This is a genomic window from Mesorhizobium sp. YL-MeA3-2017 (assembly GCF_030814575.1).
Taxonomy (GTDB): Bacteria; Pseudomonadota; Alphaproteobacteria; order Rhizobiales; family Rhizobiaceae; genus Mesorhizobium; species Mesorhizobium terrae.
In genome coordinates this window covers 2049993-2071077 of record NZ_JAUSVH010000001.1, presented here as the reverse complement: position 1 = coordinate 2071077, position 21085 = coordinate 2049993, and the positions used below count along the sequence as shown (strand labels likewise).

19 protein-coding genes and 1 tRNA gene are annotated in these 21085 nt (G+C 63.9%); 4 read left to right on the top strand and 16 right to left on the bottom strand.

Annotated features, from left to right (window positions below; genetic code table 11):
- Nucleotides 1–8 precede the first annotated feature (8 nt).
- The 3 genes from QFZ88_RS09655 (at nucleotide 9) to QFZ88_RS09645 (ending at nucleotide 4368) form a co-directional block, all read left to right on the top strand.
- A complete protein-coding gene (locus QFZ88_RS09655; protein ID WP_024926630.1) occupies nucleotides 9–1313 on the top strand; it encodes an alpha/beta fold hydrolase in 1305 nt (434 codons plus the stop codon).
- A gap of 24 nt (nucleotides 1314–1337) precedes the next feature.
- Nucleotides 1338–3158 carry an aminopeptidase P family protein gene (locus QFZ88_RS09650; RefSeq protein ID WP_204367425.1) on the top strand — a complete coding sequence of 607 codons (1821 nt, stop codon included), beginning with the start codon at nucleotides 1338–1340 and terminating at the stop codon, nucleotides 3156–3158.
- A gap of 67 nt (nucleotides 3159–3225) precedes the next feature.
- Nucleotides 3226–4368, top strand: coding sequence for a M24 family metallopeptidase (locus QFZ88_RS09645; RefSeq protein ID WP_024926632.1), 1143 nt, complete (start codon nucleotides 3226–3228; stop codon nucleotides 4366–4368).
- 64 nt (nucleotides 4369–4432) lie between these two features.
- Here QFZ88_RS09645 and QFZ88_RS09640 read toward each other — a convergent pair whose 3' ends face one another.
- The 16 genes from QFZ88_RS09640 to QFZ88_RS09565 all read right to left on the bottom strand — a co-directional run bounded on the left by QFZ88_RS09640 (nucleotide 4433) and on the right by QFZ88_RS09565 (nucleotide 20309).
- A complete protein-coding gene (locus tag QFZ88_RS09640; RefSeq protein WP_024926633.1) occupies nucleotides 4433–5410 on the bottom strand; it encodes a branched-chain amino acid ABC transporter permease in 978 nt (325 codons plus the stop codon).
- A 1-nt stretch (nucleotide 5411) separates the two neighbouring features.
- Complete coding sequence (locus QFZ88_RS09635; RefSeq protein WP_024926634.1) at nucleotides 5412–6293, bottom strand: branched-chain amino acid ABC transporter permease; 882 nt, start codon at nucleotides 6291–6293, stop codon at nucleotides 5412–5414.
- Between the two features lie 3 nt (nucleotides 6294–6296).
- Complete coding sequence (locus tag QFZ88_RS09630) at nucleotides 6297–7007, bottom strand: ABC transporter ATP-binding protein (RefSeq protein ID WP_024926635.1); 711 nt, start codon at nucleotides 7005–7007, stop codon at nucleotides 6297–6299.
- On the bottom strand, nucleotides 7000–7776 hold the full coding sequence (locus QFZ88_RS09625; protein WP_051504802.1) for an ABC transporter ATP-binding protein: 777 nt from the start codon (nucleotides 7774–7776) through the stop codon (nucleotides 7000–7002). The genes QFZ88_RS09630 and QFZ88_RS09625 overlap by 8 nt, the downstream gene beginning before the upstream one ends.
- Before the next feature lie 31 nt (nucleotides 7777–7807).
- Nucleotides 7808–9010: an ABC transporter substrate-binding protein gene (locus QFZ88_RS09620; protein WP_024926637.1), complete on the bottom strand. Its 1203-nt coding sequence runs from the start codon at nucleotides 9008–9010 to the stop codon at nucleotides 7808–7810.
- A gap of 279 nt (nucleotides 9011–9289) precedes the next feature.
- On the bottom strand, nucleotides 9290–9889 hold the full coding sequence (locus QFZ88_RS09615) for a DAK2 domain-containing protein (protein ID WP_024926638.1): 600 nt from the start codon (nucleotides 9887–9889) through the stop codon (nucleotides 9290–9292).
- A gap of 1 nt (nucleotide 9890) precedes the next feature.
- On the bottom strand, nucleotides 9891–10886 hold the full coding sequence (locus QFZ88_RS09610; protein WP_024926639.1) for a dihydroxyacetone kinase subunit DhaK: 996 nt from the start codon (nucleotides 10884–10886) through the stop codon (nucleotides 9891–9893).
- Between the two features lie 19 nt (nucleotides 10887–10905).
- Nucleotides 10906–11922: an ABC transporter permease gene (locus tag QFZ88_RS09605; RefSeq protein ID WP_024926640.1), complete on the bottom strand. Its 1017-nt coding sequence runs from the start codon at nucleotides 11920–11922 to the stop codon at nucleotides 10906–10908.
- Nucleotides 11919–13433 carry a sugar ABC transporter ATP-binding protein gene (locus QFZ88_RS09600; protein WP_024926641.1) on the bottom strand — a complete coding sequence of 505 codons (1515 nt, stop codon included), beginning with the start codon at nucleotides 13431–13433 and terminating at the stop codon, nucleotides 11919–11921. Before QFZ88_RS09600 ends, QFZ88_RS09605 begins: the two co-directional genes overlap by 4 nt.
- A 66-nt stretch (nucleotides 13434–13499) precedes the next feature.
- Nucleotides 13500–14477 carry an autoinducer 2 ABC transporter substrate-binding protein gene (locus QFZ88_RS09595; RefSeq protein WP_024926642.1) on the bottom strand — a complete coding sequence of 326 codons (978 nt, stop codon included), beginning with the start codon at nucleotides 14475–14477 and terminating at the stop codon, nucleotides 13500–13502.
- 87 nt (nucleotides 14478–14564) lie between these two features.
- Complete coding sequence (locus tag QFZ88_RS09590) at nucleotides 14565–16061, bottom strand: FGGY-family carbohydrate kinase (RefSeq protein ID WP_024926643.1); 1497 nt, start codon at nucleotides 16059–16061, stop codon at nucleotides 14565–14567.
- Nucleotides 16061–17161, bottom strand: coding sequence for a M42 family metallopeptidase (locus tag QFZ88_RS09585; protein WP_024926644.1), 1101 nt, complete (start codon nucleotides 17159–17161; stop codon nucleotides 16061–16063). The genes QFZ88_RS09590 and QFZ88_RS09585 overlap by 1 nt, the downstream gene beginning before the upstream one ends.
- Entirely contained in the window at nucleotides 17158–18141 is a 984-nt protein-coding gene (locus QFZ88_RS09580) for an ABC transporter permease (RefSeq protein WP_024926645.1), read from the bottom strand. The genes QFZ88_RS09585 and QFZ88_RS09580 overlap by 4 nt, the downstream gene beginning before the upstream one ends.
- 31 nt (nucleotides 18142–18172) lie before the next feature.
- Nucleotides 18173–18982, bottom strand: a complete 810-nt coding sequence (locus QFZ88_RS09575; RefSeq protein ID WP_024926646.1) for a BtpA/SgcQ family protein — start codon at nucleotides 18980–18982, stop codon at nucleotides 18173–18175.
- A 46-nt stretch (nucleotides 18983–19028) separates the two neighbouring features.
- On the bottom strand, nucleotides 19029–19802 hold the full coding sequence (locus tag QFZ88_RS09570) for a DeoR/GlpR family DNA-binding transcription regulator (protein WP_024926647.1): 774 nt from the start codon (nucleotides 19800–19802) through the stop codon (nucleotides 19029–19031).
- Nucleotides 19803–20219: 417 nt separating this feature from the next.
- Nucleotides 20220–20309: transfer RNA gene (locus QFZ88_RS09565), tRNA-Ser, on the bottom strand.
- A 427-nt stretch (nucleotides 20310–20736) separates the two neighbouring features.
- Here QFZ88_RS09565 and QFZ88_RS09560 point away from each other — a divergent pair.
- Complete coding sequence (locus QFZ88_RS09560; protein ID WP_024926648.1) at nucleotides 20737–21063, top strand: hypothetical protein; 327 nt, start codon at nucleotides 20737–20739, stop codon at nucleotides 21061–21063.
- The last annotated feature ends 22 nt before the right edge of the window (nucleotides 21064–21085 follow it).

Here is a 21085-nt window from a genome sequence, read left to right as displayed (position 1 = left end):
GATCAGCCATGCCCATTGCCGAATACACCATCCCCGGAATGTTGGTACGCGACCATGTGGTTGCCGTTCCCCTCGACTGGTCGAAGCCCGATGGCGCCGCCATCGAGGTATTCGCGCGCGAGATCGTCGATCCGGCGCGCCGATCCGAGGATTTGCCGGTCCTCTGCTTTTTGCAGGGCGGTCCCGGAGGCAAGTCGCCACGGCCGACACGCGGATCGCCGGCATGGCTGGCGGAGGCGCTGAAGACGCACCGCGTCGTCCTGCCTGATCAGCGTGGTACCGGGCGCTCGACGCCGATCGAGGCGGCCGACATGGCCCGGTTCGCGGATGGCGAGGCGGCGGCCGACTATCTCGCGCATTTCCGGGCCGACTCGATCGTCGCCGATTTCGAGCATGTCAGGAAAGCGCTTTTTTGCGGCAAGCCCTGGGAAACGCTCGGCCAGAGCTATGGTGGCTTCCTGACGATGACCTATCTCAGCCAGGCGCCGGAAGGGCTGGCCGCATGCTACGTGGCCGGCGGGCTGCCCAGCCTCGACCCGTCCGCCGACGAGGTCTACCGCAGGACCTATCCGCGGGTCGTGGCCAAGAATGCCGCCTATCAACGCCGTTACCCGCAGGATGCGGCGCGGCTGGCGGCCATCGCGGATTTTATCGACAGCAATGATGTGCGCCTTGCCGACGGCGACCGCTTGACGGTCAGGCGGCTGCAGACGATCGGCCTCGACCTCGGCATGGGCCCCGGCTTCGAGAACATCCATTGGCTCGTCGACGAGGCTTTCCATGGCCCGAAACAGGACCGGCTGAGCGAAGGGTTCCTGTCGAGCGTCATGGGCCTCACCGCCTTTCGCGGCGGTCCTTTGTTTGCCGCCCTGCACGAGGCGATTTATGCGCAGGGCGAAGGGGCGACGAACTGGTCGGCTGAGAGGCTGCTCGGCGATTTCCCGGAATTCGACGCCAGGCGGCGGCCGCTGCTTTTCACCGGCGAGATGATCTACCCGTGGATGTTCGAGGAGATCGCCGCCCTTCGGCCGTTCAAAGCGGGTGTCGATGCACTGGCGCAGCGCCGGCAGCACAGCCAGCTCTACGACCCGGCGCGTCTCGCCGCCAACGACATTCCGCTTTCCGCCGTCATCTACCATGACGACATGTTCGTCGATGCAGAGCTGTCGCTGCACACGGCACGGCATGTCGGCAATCTCGACTTCTGGATCACCAACGAGTTCGAGCATGACGGCATCAGGCAGGCCGGAACGGTGTTTCGCCGCCTGGTCGACATGGTTCGCGACAAGGGCGGGCCGCGCGCGGCCGCATAAAACACAAGAACGAAATCACACTCCATGAAATCGACTATGAATGAAGCGGCGACGCGTCTCGTTCGCCTGCGCAGCTGGATGGCCGACGCCGGCCTGGACGGGCTCATCGTGCCGCGCACCGATGCCTATCAGAGCGAAATCACGGCCGCGCATGACGATTGCCTGGCCTTTATCTCGGGTTTCACTGGTTCGGCCGGTCTCGCGTTGATCCTGCGCGAGCGAGCGCTGATCTTTGTCGACGGGCGCTACCAGGTCCAGGTTCGCGGCGAGGTGGATCTGGATGCCTTCGAGGTGCGGCACCTGCGCGACGAGCCCATCGACCGATGGCTGGAAGAGAGAGCCCAACCGGGCTGGCGCATCGGCATGGACGGCATCAAGACGGCCTTCACGCTGCATGACAGGCTGGACGCGGCATTGACGAAGCGCGGTGCATCGCTTGTTCAGACCGGCAGCGACCCGTTCGACGCGGTATGGGATGACCGGCCGCCGCAGCCACTCGGGACCATCCGCGCCATGCCCGTGGCGGCATCCGGCGAGACTTCGATCAGCAAGCGCCGGCGCATCGCCGGGAAATTGCGCGAGATGGGAGCGGATTGGCTGATCGAGACGTTGCCGGACAACATTGCCTGGCTGCTCAATGTGCGCGGCTCCGATGTCGAGATGAACCCGGTGCCGCATTCGTTCCTCGCGCTTGGCGCGGATGGGACGGTGGAGTGGTTCGTCGATGCCCGCAAGCTCGGCAATGATCTGGCCGCCTATGAAATAGCCGACGTGACACTGACGTCACCGCAGCGTTTCCTCGACCGGATTGCCGAAATTTCGGTGAACAAGGTGGCGGTGATCGATGCGGATTTCGCGCCGCATGCGGTGCGCGCCGCGCTTGAGGCCGGCGGCGGTACCATTACCCAGACCAGCCCGGTTACGCTGGCGAAGGCAATCAAGACCGGAGCCGAACTCGAAGGCTATCGCTGCTGCCATGTCGAGGACGGCGTGGCGATGACCGATTTTCTAGCCTGGGTGATGCAGGAAGCGGGCAGGCGGCAGACGGCCAGCCCGTTGACCGAACTCGAGGCGGAGGCGCGATTGCTGGCCTTCCGCCGGGAGCGGCCGGGCTTCATCGAGCCAAGCTTCCGGACCATCTCGGCGGCGGGCGCCAATGCCGCGATGTGCCACTATGCGGCGAAGCCGTCGACCAATGCGGTGATTGACGGCCGGGCGCCCTATCTGGTCGATTCGGGCGGGCAATATCTGACCGCGACGACCGACCTGACGCGGACGCTGATGCTGGGCGAGCCGAGCAACGACATGCGGGTGGCCTACACGGCCGTGCTGAAAGGATTCCTGTCGCTGATGTCGGTCCGCTTTCCGACTGGGACGCAGGGCCACCAGATCGACGCCTTCGCGCGGCGCGCGCTTTGGGATGTCGGTCTGGATTACGATCATGGCACCGGCCATGGTGTCGGCCACAATCTGCTGTTGCACGAATATCCGCACCGCTTTGACAAGAGGCCGAACCTCTACGGGCTGGAGCCGGGCAACATCATGACCGTCGAACCCGGCTACTACAAGGAAGGCGTCTTCGGCATGCGGGTCGAAAACCAGGTCGAGGTGGTGGCTGACGGTCCGGGTTTCTGCCGCTTCGCCTCGCTCACGCTCGTGCCCATCGATCTCGCCATGGTTGAGCTCACGCAACTGACCCCGCAAGAGACGCGTTGGCTCGACGACTATCATGCGCGCGTCAGATATACGCTCGAGGAACTGGTGCGGCCGGAAACACTGCCTTTCCTCATCGAACAGACCCGCCCGATGGCGGAACGTCGGCGGGACATAGCCACCGGCGCCTGATGCAATCCATAAGGGGCGGCGGGATCGTCGATTTTATTGCCCTTTTAGCCTCGACCCAGGAGTTCACATGCCTCTCTCAGCCCGTCCGCCACAGATTTCCGTCGCCGAAAGGCAGCAGCGGCTTCAGAAACTGCGCGAGAACATGGAAGCTGCCGGCCTCGCCGCCGTTCTGCTCGGTTCGACCGAGAGCCTCCGCTACTTCACCGGCCTTGTCTGGCACCAGAGCGAGCGGCTCCTGGGAGCGCTGGTGACACCTAGCGGGCTCACCTACATCGTGCCTGCTTTCGAGCGCAGCCGCGTCGAGACGCTGCAGCATGTCGCTGGCGACATCGCGACCTGGGAGGAAGAAGAGAGCCCCTCGGCACTGGTGCGGTCTCTCGTCGGCGCCAAGGGCCGCGTCGGGCTGGACGACGCCCTGCCGCTGTTCATCTACCACGCGCTTGCCGAGAGCCTGGGAGCCGAGCGGCTCGCCAACGGCACGCGCCTCCTTCGCGACCTGCGCCTTTGCAAGTCGGCGGCGGAAATCGCGCTGATCCAATACGCCATGGATCTCACGCTTGAAGTGCACCGGCGCGCGCATGCGATCATGAAGCCGGGTATCCGGGCCTCCGAGGTGGTGCGCTTTGTCGACGAACAGCACCGGGCGTTGGGAGCATCGGGCGGTTCGACCTTCTGCATCGTATCCTTCGGCGAGGCGACCTCGCTACCGCACGGCGCCGACGGCGACCAGGTGCTGGAGAAGGGACAACCGATCCTGGTCGATACCGGCGCGCGGATCGAGGGTTACCATTCCGACCTGACACGCAGCTACATGATCGACGAACCGGACGCGGATTTCGCGCGCATCTGGCACATCGAGCGGGAAGCGCAGCAGGCCGTTTTCGACAGCGCGCAAATTGGTGCCCCTTGCCGCAGCCTCGACGACGCGGCGCGCGCGGTGCTTCAACGTCACGGCTTGGGTCCCGACTATCGACTGCCGGGTCTGCCGCACCGGGCCGGGCACGGCCTCGGGCTGGAAATCCACGAGGAGCCCTACATCGTGCGTGGCAACGAGATGCCGCTTCGCCCGGGCATGTGTTTCTCGAACGAACCGATGATCGTCGTTCCCGGTCGCTTCGGCATCCGGCTGGAAGACCATATCTTCATGACGGAGGACGGGCCGCGCTGGTTCACGAAGCCCGGCAAGGGGCCGACCGAACCATTTGCGTAAGTCGGGGGTGGGCCGCTGCTGACCTCTCAGGAAATGTGCTTGCGGCGTCCGCTCTCGGTCTTTCTTAGTTTGTCCCCGTTGAGCGGCGGCGCTCCAGCCATGCATAAATCTCGCCGACGATGCCGCGCCGGAAGATGAGGACACAGATCATGAAGATCAGCCCGGTCGCGATGGTGACCGGGAAATCCGATGTCGCCAAAAGGTTCTGCAGCGCGACCACGAAGCCGGCGCCGAAGATCGGCCCGACCATCGTGCCGATGCCGCCCAGCAAGGTCATCAGGATGACCTCGCCGGACATCTGCCAGGCGACGTCGGTCAGCGTGGCGAACTGGAAGACCAGTGCCTTGATCGCGCCGGCGAGGCCCGCCAACGCCGCCGACATGACGAAGGCGGCCAGCTTGTAGTTCTGCACCGAATAGCCGAGCGAAATGGCCCGGCTTTCATTCTCGCGGATCGACCGCAAGATCAGGCCGAAGGGCGAATTGACGATGCGCCAGACGAAGAAGAGGCCGACCAGGAAATTGGCGGCGACGAAATAATACATGGTGTGTTCGTCGCGCAGGTCGAAAATGCCGAGGAAGGTTCCGCGCGGCACGCCCTGGATGCCGTCCTCGCCGCCGGTGAAACGGGCCTGGACGCAGAAGAAATAGAACATCTGCGAGAGCGCCAGCGTGATCATGGCGAAATAGATGCCCTGACGGCGGATGGCGAAGAAGCCGATGACGAGGCCGAGCAGCGCGGCTCCGGCAACGCCAATGAGAATGCCGATTTCCGGCGAAACGCCCCAGACCTTGACGGCATGCGCGGTGAAATAGGCGGCGCCGCCGAAGAAAGCGGCGTGGCCGAAGGAAAGCAGGCCGGTATAGCCGAGCAGAAGATTGAAGGCGCAGGCGAACAGCGCAAAGCACATCATCTTCATGACGAAGATCGGGTAGACGAAGAACGGCAGAGCCAGAAGCGCCACGATGCCGAACCCGATCAGGATCATTTCGGCGTGGTTCGCGGTTCGGCCCTGGGGCGGCTGAGCGGTTGCGTCGGCCATATCAGGCATCCTTTCCAAACAGGCCGGCGGGTCGGATGAGGAGCACGATCGCCATGATGACGAAAATGACGATGCTGGAGGCTTCCGGGTAGAACACCTTGGTCAGGCCTTCGGCGAGGCCGAGCATATAGCCGGTGACGATAGCGCCGAGGATCGAGCCCATGCCGCCGACGACCACGACGGCGAAGACGATGATGATGAGGTTCGAACCCATCAGCGGGCTGACCTGATAGACCGGGGCAGCCAGGATGCCGGCCAGCCCGGCAAGACCTGCGCCAAGGCCATAGGTCAACGTCAGCAGCACCGGCACATTGACGCCGAAAGCCTGCACCAGCTTGGGGTTCTCGGTGGCGGCGCGCAGATAGGAGCCGAATTTCGTTTTCTCGACCAGGAGCCAGGTGCCGAGACATACGACGAGCGAGGCGACGACCACCCAGCCGCGGTAGATGGGCAGGAACATGAAGCCCAGATTGACGCCACCGGCCAGCGCTGGCGGCACCGGATAGGGGTTGCCGGAAACGCCGTAGACGTATCGGAACACGCCCTCGATCACCAGCGCCAGGCCGAAGGTGAAGAGCAGGCCGTAGAGCGGGTCGACATCGTAGAGCCGCGACAAGGCGAGCCGCTCGACGACGACGCCGAACAGCGCCACCGCCAGCGGTGCCAGGATCAGCGCCGGCCAGTAGCCGATACCAAGCTTGGCGAGGATCAGATAGCCGATGAAGGCGCCCAGCATATATTGCGCGCCATGCGCGAAATTGATGACGCGCAGCAGGCCGAAGATGATGGCCAGGCCGAGCGAGAGCATGGCGTAGAACGAGCCGTTGATCAGCCCGACCAGCAACTGTCCGGCGAAGGCCTGGATGGGGATGCCGAAGATCATCGGTCAGACTCCCAAAACGTCATGCAGTTCGCCCATCCGGTTGTCGAGGTCGCCAACCGGAAACTCGGACAGCACCTTGCCGTGCTCCATCAGATAGAAGCGGTCGGCGATGCGGCTGGCGAAGCGGAAATTCTGCTCGACCAGAAGGATGGTCATGCCGCGGCGCTTCAATTCAGCCAGGAGTTCGCCGATGCGCTGCACGATCACCGGCGCCAGTCCCTCCGTCGGCTCGTCGAGCAGGATGGTGCTGGCGCCGGTGCGCAGGATGCGCGCGATCGCAAGCATCTGCTGCTCGCCGCCGGAGAGCTTGGTGCCGGGGCTGTTGCGTCGCTCCTTCAGATTGGGGAACAGTTCGAAAATCTCATCGACACCCATGCCGTCCTTGGCCACCACCGGGGGCAGCATCAGGTTTTCGTCCACGGTCAATGTCGAGAAGATGCCGCGCTCCTCGGGCACATAGCCGATGCCGGCGCGCGCGGTGTGGTGCAAAGGCAGGCGGATCAGGTCCTTGCCGGCGAACGACACTTGGCCGGTACGCTTGCGGATGAGCCCCATGATGGCGCGCAGCGTCGTCGTCTTGCCGACGCCGTTGCGGCCGAGCAGCGTGACCGTCTCTCCTTGATGGATGTCGAGATCGACGCCATGCAGCGCATGGCTCTCGCCATACCAGGCGTTCAAGCCGCGCACCGAAAGCAGCGGACCCGCGCTATTCATGCTCGGTCCCCATATAGGCGACACGCACGCGCTCGTCCTTGCTGACCGTGTCATAGTCTCCGGCCGCCAGTACCTGGCCGCGCTGCAAGACCGTCACCCAGTCGGCGATGTCCGCGACAACGGACAGATTATGCTCCACCATCAGCACGGCACGGTTCTCGGCTATCGAGCGGACCAGCCTGGAGATCGTGCCGACATCCTCGTGCCCCATGCCCGCCATCGGCTCGTCGAGTAGCAGCACCTTGGGGTCGAGTGCCAGCGTGGTGGCGATCTCCAGCACGCGCTTGCGCCCATAGGAGAGGTCGGAGGCCAGCCTATGTCTGGCGCTGTCCAGGCCGACTGCGTGCAGAAGCTCCATCGCCCTCGGCGTCAGCCGGTCGAGCGTGGAGAGCGAACGCCAGAACTGCGTGGCCAGTCCGTTGGGCCGCTGCAGCGCCACCCGAACATTGTCGAGCACGCTGAGATGCGGAAAGGTTGCCGATATCTGGAACGAGCGCACGACGCCCATGCGCGCCACCTTGGCCGGCGCAGTCCTGGTGATGTCGATACCGGCGCATGTGATCGTGCCCGCGGTCGGCTGCAGGAACTTGGTTAGAAGGTTGAAGACGGTCGTCTTGCCGGCGCCGTTGGGGCCGATCAGGGCATGTATCTTGCCGTGATGGACGTCGAGATCGACATCCTTCACGGCAACAAAACCGGCGAAATCGCGCCGCAATCCACGCGCCGACAGGATCGCCGGTTCAGGGCTCGGTTGGGGTTCGGTACTCAACGATGCCTCCGTCCCCGCATCTCCGAACACCCTATTTCACCAACGGGCACCCGGACTCCGCCGGCTTGATGTAGGCCTCGTCGCCGGGAATGGTGGCCAGAACCTTATAGTAGTCCCAAGGCTGCTTGCTCTCCGACGGCTTCTTCACTTCCATCAGATACATGTCGTGGATCATGCGCCCGTTGGCGCCGACCTTGCCGCCGCGCGCGAAAACGTCCTCGACCGGCATCTCGTGCAGGTTCTTGGCGACGGCTTCGGTTTCGTCGGTGCCGGCCTTGTCGACGGCCTTCAGATATTGAAGGACCGCCGAATAAGTGCCGGCCTGGATCATGTTCGGCATGCGGCCGGTGCGGTCGAAAAACTTCTTCGCCCAGGCGCGGGACTGATCGTCACGATCCCAATAGAAGCCTTCGGTCAGTGTCAGCCCCTGCGCTGCCTCGAGGCCAAGGCCATGCACTTCGGCGAGCGTGAACAGAAGGGCGGCCATGCGCTGGCCGCCGGCAACGATGCCGAACTCAGCCGCCTGCTTGATGGCGTTGGCGGTGTCGAGGCCGGCATTGGCAAGGCCGATCACCTTGGCGCCCGAAGACTGCGCCTGCAAAAGGAACGACGAATAGTCGGTGGTGGCCAGCGGATGGCGCACCGAACCCAGCACCTTGCCGCCTTTCGAGGTGACGAATTTCGAGGTCTGTTCTTCGAGCGAATATCCGAAGGCGTAGTCGGCGGTCAGGAAGAACCAGGTGTCGCCGCCCTGCTGCACCAGCGCGCCGCCGGTGCCGACGGCGAGCGCATGGGTGTCGTAGGCCCAGTGAAAGCCATAAGGCGAGCACGACTTGCCGGTGAGATCCGAAGTGGCCGCGCCGGTGACGATGTCGATCTTCTTCTTTTCCTGCGAAATGCCTTGCACGGCGAGCGCGACCGACGACGTGGTTAGTTCCATGATCGCGTCCACCTGCTCGGTGTCATACCATTGGCGCGCGATGTTGGAGGCGATGTCGGCCTTGTTCTGATGATCGGCGGTGACCACCTCGATCGGCACGCCCTTGACCTTGCCGCCGAAATCCTCGACCGCCATCTTGGCTGCCTCGTAGGACCATTTGCCACCGAAATCGGCATAGACGCCGGACTGGTCGTTCAGGATACCGATCTTGACCTTGTTGTCCGAGAATTGCTGCGCGGCGGCCGGAAACGAAACGCCTGCCAGAAGAACGACTGCAAGTGCGCGCGAGATCATCGCCATAGAACTCCTCCCGTTTGGACTGCGGCCCTCCAGCCGTCACATGCGCTCCCACCCTTGCCAGCACTGTAGCAGGGACAGGCGCGAAGTCAGCATGGCATAGCTGCAACGGACGTTTCTACTTGGACTATGTGTTTAGAGATCGTGGCGGCAGGGCGCGGGGGATCGCTGAATGCCTGTTCAGCCGGGGAAGCTCGCCGTTGCCCGGCGCGCTTTTCCATCGCGCAAAGCAAAAGGGCTCCGCGCGATGGAAAATCAGCAGGTGGAACGGGGTTCCTAGCCCTTCAGCCCTTCGACGATGCGCAGCAATGCCAGCTGTCCGGGGTCGGCCAGGCCGATGCTCTTTTCGCCGAACATGCGGGCGCGCCCGAGAAGGTTGGGCTTGCCCTTGTATTCTTCCAGCGTGTCGGCGGCTGCTTTGATGGCAGTCGCCACCATGGCTTCTGGCGCAACGCCGTCGATGGCTTTCGCGATGGCGTCGAGGCTGTCCAGAACAGTCTTGTCGCCGAGTGCGCCCTTGCCGCGCGCCATCATGGCGTCTCGTGCAGCCGCGATCAGTCCGGGAATTTCAGCCGCGTCGATCGATGTCCTGCCCTTGGTCGTCTTGGCGGCGGACATGAAAGCGGTCGCAACCAGCGTTCCGTAGGAGGACGACGAGACGCGCTGGAACGCCTTGGCGGCTTCCAGAAGGGCCATGCCGAAATCTTCGGGAAGGGGAGCGGCGGCGGCTTCGGCAAAACCCTTGGAAACGGTGATGCCGAGATCGCCGTCGCCGAGTGCGCCGTCAGCCGCGCAAAGCTCGGCGGAGGCGTCTGCGGTAGCCGCCGCCACCCGTCCGAGCGCGGCCTTGAGTGCGGTGCTGTCGATCGCGGTCATGTCACACCTTCCAGAAAGCGCATTCCGCGGGCGCCTTGAGCAGACCTTCCAACTCGCCGTCGAGCTTGATGATCGTCATCGTGGCGCCGGTCATTTCCATCGAAGTGGCAAAGCGGCCGACCAGCGGCATGACGATCTCGACGCCCATCGCATCGAGGCGCTTCCTGGCGTGCCGGTAGAGGATGTAGAGTTCTTCGGCGGGCGTCGCGCCCAGCGAATTCACCAGGATCGAGATGCGGTCGCCCTTGCCGAGCGGCTGGTCGGCCACAAGCCTGTCGATCATCTCGTCGGCGATCTCGTCGGCGGGCTTGATGGCGGCGCGCCAGATGCCGGGCTCGCCATGGATGCCCATGCCCATTTCCATTTCGCCCTCGCCGATCTCAAACGTCGGCTTGCCGGCCTGCGGAATGGTGCAGGGGGTCAGCGCCATGCCGATGGAGCGGCAGGCATCGGCAGCCTTCTGCCCGACGCGGGTAACCTCGTCGAGGTCCGCGCCGGTCTCGGCATGCGCGCCGGCGATCTTGTAGGCAAAGACCATGCCGGCGACGCCGCGGCGCTTCTGTGCTTCCGCCGCCGGGGCGGAGGCGACGTCGTCGGCTAGCAGAACGGTAGTCGTGCGGATGTCGTTTTCCATCTCGACCATCTCGCCGGCCATGTCGAAATTCATGACGTCGCCGCCGTAATTGCCGTAGAGCCTCAGCACGCCGGCGCCGCCGTCGGCCAGCCTGATCGCCTCGGCCATCTGCTCGGCTGAAGGGCTGGCGAATACGTCGCCGATGGCGCAGGCGTCGAGCAGGCCTTTGCCGACATAGCCGGTGAAGATCGGCAGATGGCCGGAGCCACCGCCCGATACGATGCCGACCTTGCCCTTGCGGGCGCCGGCGGCGCGCACGACGACGCGGCGCACTGGCTGCGCGTAATATTCCGGATGGGCGGCGACCATGCCCTCCAGCATCTCGTCGACATAATCGGCGGGGTTGTTCAGGATCTTCTTCATGTTTCCATTTCCTCCAGAGTCACGCGCCGAGCGGCCGTGCGATGCGTTCGCGATGCCGGGCGAGGCGGTCGATGACGATCGGCAGGCCGGTGCCGACGACGATAAGGCAACCGATGACGACCTTCTGCCAATAGGACGGAACACCCGCCATCAAGAGCGTCGTGTTGATCATGGTGATGACGAAAACGCCAAGCAGCGTGCCGGTCACCGTGCCGTGGCCGCCGGTGATGCGGGCGCCGCCGAGCACCACTGCAGCAATGACGTTCAGCTCCATGCCGACCAGGTCGAACGGATTGGCCATGCGCGACAGCGTCACATGGGTCATGCCCGCCAGGCCGGCGATCGCACCCGCCAGGACGTAGATCATCACCTTGACGCGCTTGACCTTGATGCCAATGCGCTCCGCCGCATCTTCGGAGCCGCCGATGGCGTAGATCTTGCGGCCGAACAGCGTGTGGCCCATCAGGATCGCCACAGTGACGGCGACGCCCACCAGCACGATGAACGACATCGGCAGCGATACCATCTGGCCGGCTGCGTTCTCCAGCCGCACGAACACCTTGCGCGAGAACTGGATGACCTCGCGGGGAACAGACGTGATGTAGACGGTGCCGAGGAAAGTCAGCAGCGCGCCGCGGAAGAGGCTCAGCGTTCCGAGCGTCACGATCAGCGTCGGCAGCCCGAGGCCGCCGATCAACAGGCCGTTGATCAGGCCGAGCGAGGCGCCGATCGAGGCACTCAGCGCGAAAAAGACGATGATCGGCACATCGACATCGATGCCGAGGATGATCTTCATCGTCGCATACATGGCGAAAGCGCCAATCGCGGTGCACGAGACGTCGATGCCGCCGGACGCCAGCACCATCATGACGCCGAGCGCGAAGATGCCGGTGACCAGCGAATTGCGCAGAAGGTCGACCAGCGTGGCCGGCGAAAAGAAGGCGGGGTTGAGCAGGCTGAGCACCAGCGCGAACACGATTGCCGTGGCCAGCACGACACCTTGCGGCGTGGCGAGGAACCGGAAAGAAGAATTCATGGCCGGTCCTCTCTGACCACTTCCTTGTAGAGTTTTTCTTCGTTGATTTCGGTCGCGTCGAAGTTCGCGGTGATGTGCCCGCGCACCATCACCAGGATGCGGTCGGACAGCGCGATCGCCTCGCTGATGTCGTCGGTCACCACCATCACGGCGGTTCCAGCGCGGCTCAGCGCGATCAGCAATTCATGGATTTCGCGCTTCGAGCCGACGTCGACGCCGACGGTCGGACCGTTCAGGATCATCAGCTTGGGATCGCGTTCCATCCAGCGCGCCAGGACGACGCGCTGCTGGTTGCCGCCGGAAAGCGTGGCGACCGGCGGCGTAATGCCTGGCGTCTTGATGCGCAGCTTCTTCACCGCATCCTGCGCCCGGCGCACCAGCGCCGCCGCGTCGACGATGCCGCCCTTGGTGTTCTTCTCCAGGCTCGACACGATGATGTTGTCGCGGATCGGCTGGTTGAGGAACAGGCCCTCGGTCAGGCGGTCCTCCGGCACATAGGCGATGCCGCGCTCGATGGCGTCGCTGACGCTGGCGAAAGAAACCGGCCTGCCGTCGACCGTGATTTCGCCGGCGTCAGGCGACAGGCGCCCGAACAGGGTCAGCGCCAGTTCGGTGCGGCCGGAGCCGAGAAGACCGACCACCGAGACGATCTCGCCCGGCCTGAGGTCGAGGTCGACATTGGCGAATTCGCCACGCCGGCCGAGTTTTTTTGCGGAAAGGAAAGGGGAGGCGGCTGGAAATTCCGTGCGGGGAAGGCGCTGGCTGTCGATGGAACGGCCGGTCATCGCCTCGACGAGGCGGGCCGGATCGAACTCGCCGATAGGGCCTTCGACGACGACGCGGCCATCGCGCAGCACGGTGACCGTGTCGCAGACCGCGAAAACTTCTTCGATCTTGTGGCTGACGAACAGGAAAGCGACGCCCTGCGCCTTCAGCGCCGACACGATTTCCAGGAGTTTTGCCACCTCGCTGCGGGTCAGCGCGGTGGTCGGCTCGTCCATGACGATGATGCGTGCCTGGTTGGCCAGCGCGCGGGCAATCGCCACGAGCTGCTTGGAGGCGACCGGCAGAAGCTCGACCGGCATGTCCGGGTCGATGTCGACCTGCATGCGCTTCAGCGTGTCGATGGCAAGCTTCCGGCGCGAGCCGCGGCGATGCCATCTGTCACCGGTGGTGACGGCGGCGAGAAATCCGATGTTTTCCCAGACACTCAGGTTCGGGAACAAGGAGAAATCCTGATAGATGACGGAGAGGCCGGCCGCGATCGCTGCCTTGGCGTCCTGGCCGGATGCCTTGCCATTGATGGCGACGCTTCCCGCATCGGCGCCGACGACGCCAGAGAGAACCTTGATCAGGGTCGATTTGCCGGAACCGTTTTCGCCGGCAAGGCACCTGACCTCACCCTCCTGCAAGGACAGGCCGACATCTTCCAATACCCGTACCGGGCCATAGGCCTTGCGGATGCCACGCATCTCCAGCACGGGTCGATGATTGGGTGTTTCTTCGGTCATCCCGGTCTCCAGGGACAGAAGCCGCCGGACGCATTGTCCGGCGGCGCCTGTCGGGGCTATTGCGACTTAGAATTTATATTCGCCCATGTTTTCCTTGGTCACGTCGACCCAGGCCTGGCCGTAGATGACCTTGCCGTCGAGACGGATCTTGGAATAACCCTCGACGCCGAGATCCATGCCGTCGGTGATCGGCTTGCCTTCGATCGCCATCGCGGCAACCTTGTTCATGGCGATGCCGGCCTTGGCCGGATCCCAGAACGAGATCATCTTGATGTCGCCGCTTTCGAGATACGGACCCGAAACCGAGACGAGGCTGGTGCCGACGATGGCGACCTTGCCGGTCAGGCCGGCTTCCTCGACGGCAAGTGCCGCGCCGACCACGTCTTCACCGGCCGAGCCCTGGATACCCTTGAGGTTCGGGTAGGTGCGCAGCAGTTCCTTGCTCTTCTGGTAGGCAGTCTGCTGCTGCTCGTTGCTCTCGATCTTGTCGGTGACGAGCTTCATCTTCGGGTATTTGGCCTTCTGGTAGGCGATCGCCGCGTCCACCCATTCATTGTGGGTCTTGGCGGTGAGATGGCCGACGAACACGGCATATTCGCCTTCGCCGCCCATCGCCTTGGCCATCGCTTCCATCAGATGCTCGCCATAGGCGCCATTGTCGAAGGCCTCGACATCGTAGGTTATGTTCTTGAGGCTGGAACCTTCATGGCCAACCACCTTGATGTTCTGGGCGAGCGCCTTGGCCAGCACTGGCTCCAGGGCTTCCGGCGAGTTCGGGACGACCGTGATCGCGTCGACCTTCTTGGCGATGAGGTCTTCGATCATCTGCACCTGGAGAGCGGCGTCGGCGGAAGCCGGACCGACCTGGGTAGCGTCATGGCCGGTTTCCTTGGCGTATTCCGCGACGCCGTCGCCCATGCGGTTGAACCAGGCAATGCCCGACAGCTTCACGACCGTCACGATCGTGTGCTTGGCATCCTGTGCATGGGTGACAGCTGCAGCGCCCGCCAGAAGCGACGCGCCGAGCGCTGCCGCAACCGTCATTTTCCTGAAGTTAAAAGTCACAAGTTCCTCCACTTTAATAAACGCCCCGTCCGTCATGGTGACGTCCAGCCGGGCGCGGTTCGACGCTCAGCGCGAGGCCTCTTTCATGAGGTCCTTCGTCCGGGCGTAAAGCTCTTTGAATGTCTTGCGGCGGCGCGCGTAGACGGCGGCATTGCCGCTGTCCGGCTCGATCAGGCGTTCGACCGGGTTCCAGGCGCTAATGTCGCTGCGCCTGGCGTTGCCGACTGCGACCGCGCCGAGAAAGGCGTTGCCATAGGCGGCCCCGATCGTCTTGGCGCGTACGGTTTGCGGCCAGTTGCTGACATCGGAGACCGATTGCGACCACACCTGGTTCTTGGTGCCGCCGCCGACAGCGGCGATCGTCTTCAGCGGCGCGCCGGCTCCGACATAGGTCTCGATGACGTCGTTGACGCCATAGGCGATGCCTTCGAGGAAGGCGCGGTAGATGTCGGCGCGGGTATGGGTGAGGTCGAGGCCGAACAGCATGCCTTTTGCCTGCGGATCGTGGATCGGCGTGCGCTCGCCCGAGAAATAGGGAAGAACCACCAGGCCGTTGGCGCCCGCCGGTGAAGTCGCGGCCTGTTCTGCGAGTTCGCGCAATGCCGACTTCGGGTCGAGTTCGCGGGCGAACTGGTCCTGGAACCAGCGCGTCAGCGTGCCGCTTGTCGACGTGCCCGACATGCAGGCGTGCTGACCCTGGAACAGCCAGGGCGCATACCAGAGCCTGGGGTCCTCGACCCGCCTGTCGGTGACGAGAATGATGAACATGGTCGAGCCGTACATGACCATCATCTCGCCGGTGCCTTGCACGCCGACGCTGACGGCTTCGGACGCCGCGTCGATCGTGCCGGCAATGACCGGTGTTCCTGCCGCAAGGCCGGTGGCATCGGCGGCCGCCGCCGTCACCGTGCCTGCGATGTCGGTCGTCCACAAAAGGCCTGGCAAGCGTTCGGGCGCGATGATGCGATCGGCGAACCTGTCGGTCCATTGGTTGCTGGCGGCGTCGTAGAGCGGGCTCGAGCTGCAGGCCGAATAATGGTCTAGCACGTAGCGGCCGGTCAGCCGGTGAACCAGAAACGACGAGGAGTTGAGCACCTTGTGGGTGCGGGCATAAAGCTCCGGCCGGTTCTTCTTAAGCCAGAGGATTTTGGGCCCGACCGATTGCGATGTCAGCGCATTGCCGCCGGTGCGGACCAGTTCGTCCACGCCGATCTCGGCGGAAAGTTCCTCGATCTCGACCGCCGCCCGCGTGTCGACGCCGTAGAGCACCGCGTTCATCAGCGGCACGCCGTCGGCATCGACCGGCAGCATGCAGGGGCCAATGCCGCTGGCGCCGACGGAGCGGATGTCGCTCGGGGCAACGCCGCTGGAAGCGATCAGCTCCTTGCTGATGGAGCAGAACTCGCCCCACCAGTTCGTCTCGGCATCGTGTTCGGCCCAGCCTGGCTGGGGTACGAGCATCTTGTGAGGACGCGCCGCCGTGGCGACGATCCGCCCGGTGTCGTCCACCAGGGTGCCCTTCGATTCAAAGGTGCCGATATCGATCCCGAGATAGTGTGGCATCAGGTGTAGAGGTCGCGATCGAGGCTGAAGGACGGGGTGACGCGGCGAATGACCGAAACCAGCAGTTTGGTCAGTCCCTCCAGGTCGCGCAGGTCGCACATTTCGAGAGCGGTGTGCGTGTAGCGGCAGGGGAAACAGACATCGATACAGGCAACGCCTTCATTGACGAGCTGGACATAGGAAGAGTCCGTCAGCGCGCCGGTATGGGCGGTCCGCTGCAGCGGGATTTTTTCAGCCCTGGCTGTCTCGGCGAAAAGATGCGGCAGCGCCGGGTGCGGAATGGTGCCGTTCAGCGTTCCGCGTCCGTGGAAGGAATAGAGGCTGATCGCCGGTCCGCCGCCAAGCGCCACTTCGCCGCGATGCGCCATGTCGGGCGTATCGGAGTTCAGCGCGAGATCGAGCTGAATGGCGATGTCCGGCTTGATCGACTGGGCCGCGACCATGGCGCCGCGCAGGTTGAATTCTTCGAGCACGGCAAAGACGAAGTGTACGGTCGGGCGCGGCCCGTCCTTGGAAAGCTGGCGCGCCACTTCCATCACCACCGCGCAGCCGGCGCGGTCGTCGATCGAAGTGCCGATCACGCGGTTTTCGTTGAGATGGATGACGCGCGGGTCGTAGACCACCGGCGTGCCGATCGCGATGCCGAGCTTGTGCACTTCGTCCGCGTTTTCGGCGCCGACGTCGATGAACAGTTCGGCGTAAGGCGTGACCTTGTATTTCTCTTCGGCCGGCGTCGCGTGATGGCTCTTGTTGGCGATGACGCCGTGAACGTCTCTACCTTCGCCGACGCAGAACAGCACGGCCTGGGCGGGAAGCGCCTTTTCGGGAATGCCGCCGAGGCGTTCGATGCGGATCAGGCCGTTGGCCTCGACCTTGCGGACGATGAAGCCCAACTGGTCGGTGTGGGCAAACAGCATCACCGAGGGTGCGCCGGCGTCGCCTTCCAGCGTGGCGATCAGATTGCCCAGCGTGTCGGTGCGGAGCTTCAGCGGCAGGTCAGCCAGATCGCGGGCAATCAGGCGGCGGACGCGATCCTCATGGCCCGAAAGTCCGGGCGTCAGCATGAGGGATTCGAGCAGGGAGCGAAGACGGTCCTTCACGACGGTTTGACCTTTCGTTGGAAGAGCGATGACAGGTTGAGCGAGCCCATGGCGACGCGCAGCGACATGGCGGCGACGAGGAAGCCGCCGAAGAACAGGTCGCGCGAGAAGGCGCTGAAAGAGAGGAAGTTGAGGCCGCTCGAAATGAATTGCAGGCAGATGACGGCAAGCACGACGCCGGTGACGGTGCCGAAGCCGCCGGCCGGGCTGACGCCTGCCAGGATGTTGATCAGGATGACCAGCAACAGATAGGACGAGCCGTAATCGGCATTGGCGGAATTGACGCGCGCCAGCACCACGAGGCCTGCAAGGGCCGCGATGAAACCGGCGATCGCATAGATGCGGATCAGCAGGCCGCGTTCGCGAATGCCGGCAAAACCGGCGGCGACCGGATTGGCGCCGAAGAGCCGCAATCTGAGGCCGACCGGCGTGCGGGTCAGCAGGAAGTAGAGGCCGAGCGCCACCAGCGCAAAGATCACCAGGGGCAGAGGCACCACGCCGCCGAGCGACTGGTTGCCGAAGGACGTGTACCAGTCCGGCAGCCCGGTGATCGCGGGACCGCGGGTGATGACGATGCCGATGCCGGCAAACAGCTGCATGGTGCCGAGCGTCGCCAGGATGGGCGGCAGGCGGAGATAGGCGATGAGGAAACCGTTCAGCGCGCCGCAGCAGACGCCGACGGTGAGTGCCGCCGGAATGGCGAGCCAGGCATATTCCGGCCCGGCGCGCATGATGACGGCGGCGACGATCGCCGCCAGGTTGGCGACGGCGACGACCGAGAGGTCGATGCCGCCGGAAATCATGGTCGGCAGGACGGCGAGGGCAAGCAGCCCGAACTCCGGGAACTGGAAGCCCATGGAGTTCAGATTGCTAAGGCCGAGGAAGCTTGGCGCCGTGATGCTCAGTGCGATGAAGATCAGGGCGGTGAGAACCGCCAGGCTTTTCAGATAGGAATTGGTGGTGTCCTGTCTGACGTCCATACGCTTCCTCCGCCCCTTCTTTCCGGTCCGCTTACTGGCCGCGCGTCGCCTTGACGATGCGCATGAATTCCTTGGCGCGCTCGGCGTCGACCGATTTCCAGGTGTCGCCGTCGATCTTCAGCGACGAGCCGACGATGCAGCCATCAGCGATCTTGAGGATGTCGGCGACGGTCGCGTGGCGAACGCCGGTGTTGGCCAGAACAGGCGTGTTCGGAAGCACCTTCTTCACCGATACCAGCGCAGACATTTCGGCGGCTTCGCCGGTGATGGCGCCGGAAACCAGCACGGCGTCCGGGATCGAGGAGAACACGGCCGAGCGGGCGCGATCGGCCAACGAACGCTTGTCGAGCGAGTCGGCGAATTCAGCCGAGACGTTGTTCAGCATCACGAGGTCGGAGCGGTCGAGGCGGTCGCGGTAGCGCATGGCCTGACCGGCGTTCGGCGTCCACGGGCCCATGTCGGAAGCGTAGGTGCCGGTGAAGATTTCGCGCACGAAGGACGCGCCGGTGGCGACTGCGAGGGCAACCGTGCTCATCGGGTCCCACAAGACGTTGACGCCGAATGGCTTGGCGATTTCCGAGCGAAGTTGGCCGATGACATAGGCCATGGTCGCCGTCGATGCAGTGTCGACCTGCAATTCGTAAGGACGGTCGTTTTCGTTGCCGAACATCACGGCGTCGACATCGGCGGCCTGCAGGGCGGTGAGGTCGCGACGCGCCGCCTCGACGATGCCGGCAACGCCTGCCTCCGCGTCATAAAGCGGGGTGCCGGGCATCGGGTTGAGATGCACCATGGCGATGATCGGCTTCTTGCCGCCGAACAACTTGTTGAATTTGCTCACTGTATTTCTGCCTTTCTAGCCTTGGGAGGGCGATGACCGTTGACGGTCAAACGACTTGGATATCCGCGAACTTGTCGCGGTAGGGACCGAGCAACGGCTCGGCGCCGCGGTCGGTGATGAACAGGTTGACCGCGTCGAGCGGACAGACCGAGACGAAACTGTGCAGGTTGAGCTTGCTGTGGTCGGCAACGAGCGTGGTCCGTGCCGCCTGCGCGATCGCGGCGCGTTTGACCTCGGCTTCGTCCAGCGTCGAGTTGGTCACGCCGGTTTCGTCGATCGCGTCGGCCGCCATGAAAAAGACGTCGGCGCGTATGCCTTTCAGCGCGTCGGCCATCCACGAGCCGACGATGCTGTAATAGCCGTTGCGGATGCGGCCGCCGAGAACATGCACTTCGGTCGCGCCGGAAGCGGCCGCCTCCGCCACCTTCAGGTCCATGGCGACGACGGTGACCGGACGCCCGGCCAGCTCCCGCGCGATGGCCAGCGATGTCGTGCCGGAATCGAGGATGACGACCTTGTTGTTGTCGACCGTGGCCGCGGCCGCGGCGCCGATGCGCGTCTTCAGGTTCTGGTGAACGCGCAGCTTTTCGAGGAACAGCGGCTCGGTCGTGCTTTCGCCGATGCCGCGCGCCACCACGCCGCCATGGGTGCGCGACACAAGCCCGGCCTGTTCGAGAACGGCGACGTCGCGGCGAACCGTCGGCAGCGAAATGCCCATCTTCGCCGCCAGTTCGGTGGTTCCCACGCGCTTCAGTTCGACGATCAGATCGATCATCTGCTGATGCCGCTCATGCGGGAACCTGGATCGGTGCTCGCTCATATCGTCTCCTCTTGGTCGTGATTGATAGTGATCGTTTTGATTTAGTCAATCTCTAACGAACGACATGCTGCGAAAAATCTTCGCTCTGTGGAAATCTTCGTCGAACACGGATCGCAGCAAAAACCATGTATCGGTTGCGCCGTTAAAGCCTTTGCCGGAACCGAAAGGGCCCGAAACGATCATAAGCGAGATTGGCCGGCGCAGGCCGATGAAAGGGCGGTTCAATGAACAGTGCGTGCGCGTCCGATTCAGCAAACTCGGAGCAAGTCCCACAATTTCATAGCGGAATGGTGTGCCCACAAAGGCGGTCGCAGCGGCATGATTTGTTGGCCTGTCGGGAAACACGCGACCTGTGTCTACACTCAGCCCAAGCGTATTTCTCGTTCGGCGGCGGAAATCATGGATTTTGGAGGCTGATGGCGGAGAGAGCGGGATTCGAACCCGCGTTACGGTCTCCCGTAAACACACTTTCCAGGCGTGCGCCTTCAACCACTCGGCCACCTCTCCGTCCTTGCGCGTGATCGCGGCTGGTTGCACCGCGCCGGTCGATGGGATGCGCTCCCCTGGAAACCGGACCTTGGTCCGCGCCGGATTTCCTTATCGACCAAAGGCAATCCGTTTCCCGCGCCCTGAGCCGTCGAAGCTTCGGGCGCGGGGCTCATCTAGTCGATCCGACGCGGAATGCCAAGTCATATCGGCAGCGATCGTGGTGCTTCTCCGCCGCTTTCGGTCGCTGGTGCCCAAATGCCGGTCAAGCGTCGGCCATTGCCGGGTGAAATTCCGAGGTTCATGCGCGGGCCAGGCCTCAAGCAAATGCCAAGCCGAGGTGTCGGCGTCGCGGTGCGATCAACTGCGGGTAAAGTCGTCGCGCCGATTGCGCGAGCGGGCGCCAGGCCATATCTCTAGGGGCGAAACAGACGCTGGAAGGGCCTGCATGTTGCGTTTCCTGTTCAGGCTTGCCGCCATGGTGGCGCTTGCGATCGCGGTCATCATGGCCGTGCTCGACGCCACGCGCACGGTGGCTGCCTCGCATCTGGTGGTGACGCCGCTCAAGACGAGTTGGGGAGCGGTCTCGCCCGATACGCTTGCCGCCACGGAGGCTTTCGTGCGCGAAAAGGCCGGTGTCGTTGCCTGGGACGGGTTCGTCGACAAGGCGCTCGATCTGCCCGGATTCGCCTTGTTCGCGCTCCTGGCCTTCCTTCTCTACGCGATCGGTTATCGGCGGCAGCGGCGAACCGGGCGTGTCGCCACCAGTGCGTAACATTTTGGCGTCCGCAGCGAAT

What these genes read in the sequence shown, in the direction of transcription:
- QFZ88_RS09605 (WP_024926640.1), bottom strand. Translation starts at nt 11,922, where the DNA reads ATGAATTCTTCTTTCCGGTTCCTCGCCACGCCGCAAGGTGTCGTGCTG.
- QFZ88_RS09645 (WP_024926632.1), top strand. Translation starts at nt 3,226, where the DNA reads ATGCCTCTCTCAGCCCGTCCGCCACAGATTTCCGTCGCCGAAAGGCAG.
- QFZ88_RS09640 (WP_024926633.1), bottom strand. Translation starts at nt 5,410, where the DNA reads ATGGCCGACGCAACCGCTCAGCCGCCCCAGGGCCGAACCGCGAACCAC.
- QFZ88_RS09655 (WP_024926630.1), top strand. Translation starts at nt 9, where the DNA reads ATGCCCATTGCCGAATACACCATCCCCGGAATGTTGGTACGCGACCAT.
- QFZ88_RS09570 (WP_024926647.1), bottom strand. Translation starts at nt 19,802, where the DNA reads ATGAGCGAGCACCGATCCAGGTTCCCGCATGAGCGGCATCAGCAGATG.
- QFZ88_RS09590 (WP_024926643.1), bottom strand. Translation starts at nt 16,061, where the DNA reads ATGCCACACTATCTCGGGATCGATATCGGCACCTTTGAATCGAAGGGC.
- QFZ88_RS09615 (WP_024926638.1), bottom strand. Translation starts at nt 9,889, where the DNA reads ATGACCGCGATCGACAGCACCGCACTCAAGGCCGCGCTCGGACGGGTG.
- QFZ88_RS09560 (WP_024926648.1), top strand. Translation starts at nt 20,737, where the DNA reads ATGTTGCGTTTCCTGTTCAGGCTTGCCGCCATGGTGGCGCTTGCGATC.
- QFZ88_RS09635 (WP_024926634.1), bottom strand. Translation starts at nt 6,293, where the DNA reads ATGATCTTCGGCATCCCCATCCAGGCCTTCGCCGGACAGTTGCTGGTC.
- QFZ88_RS09650 (WP_204367425.1), top strand. Translation starts at nt 1,338, where the DNA reads ATGAAATCGACTATGAATGAAGCGGCGACGCGTCTCGTTCGCCTGCGC.
- QFZ88_RS09610 (WP_024926639.1), bottom strand. Translation starts at nt 10,886, where the DNA reads ATGAAGAAGATCCTGAACAACCCCGCCGATTATGTCGACGAGATGCTG.
- QFZ88_RS09600 (WP_024926641.1), bottom strand. Translation starts at nt 13,433, where the DNA reads ATGACCGAAGAAACACCCAATCATCGACCCGTGCTGGAGATGCGTGGC.
- QFZ88_RS09630 (WP_024926635.1), bottom strand. Translation starts at nt 7,007, where the DNA reads ATGAATAGCGCGGGTCCGCTGCTTTCGGTGCGCGGCTTGAACGCCTGG.
- QFZ88_RS09580 (WP_024926645.1), bottom strand. Translation starts at nt 18,141, where the DNA reads ATGGACGTCAGACAGGACACCACCAATTCCTATCTGAAAAGCCTGGCG.
- QFZ88_RS09595 (WP_024926642.1), bottom strand. Translation starts at nt 14,477, where the DNA reads ATGACGGTTGCGGCAGCGCTCGGCGCGTCGCTTCTGGCGGGCGCTGCA.
- QFZ88_RS09620 (WP_024926637.1), bottom strand. Translation starts at nt 9,010, where the DNA reads ATGATCTCGCGCGCACTTGCAGTCGTTCTTCTGGCAGGCGTTTCGTTT.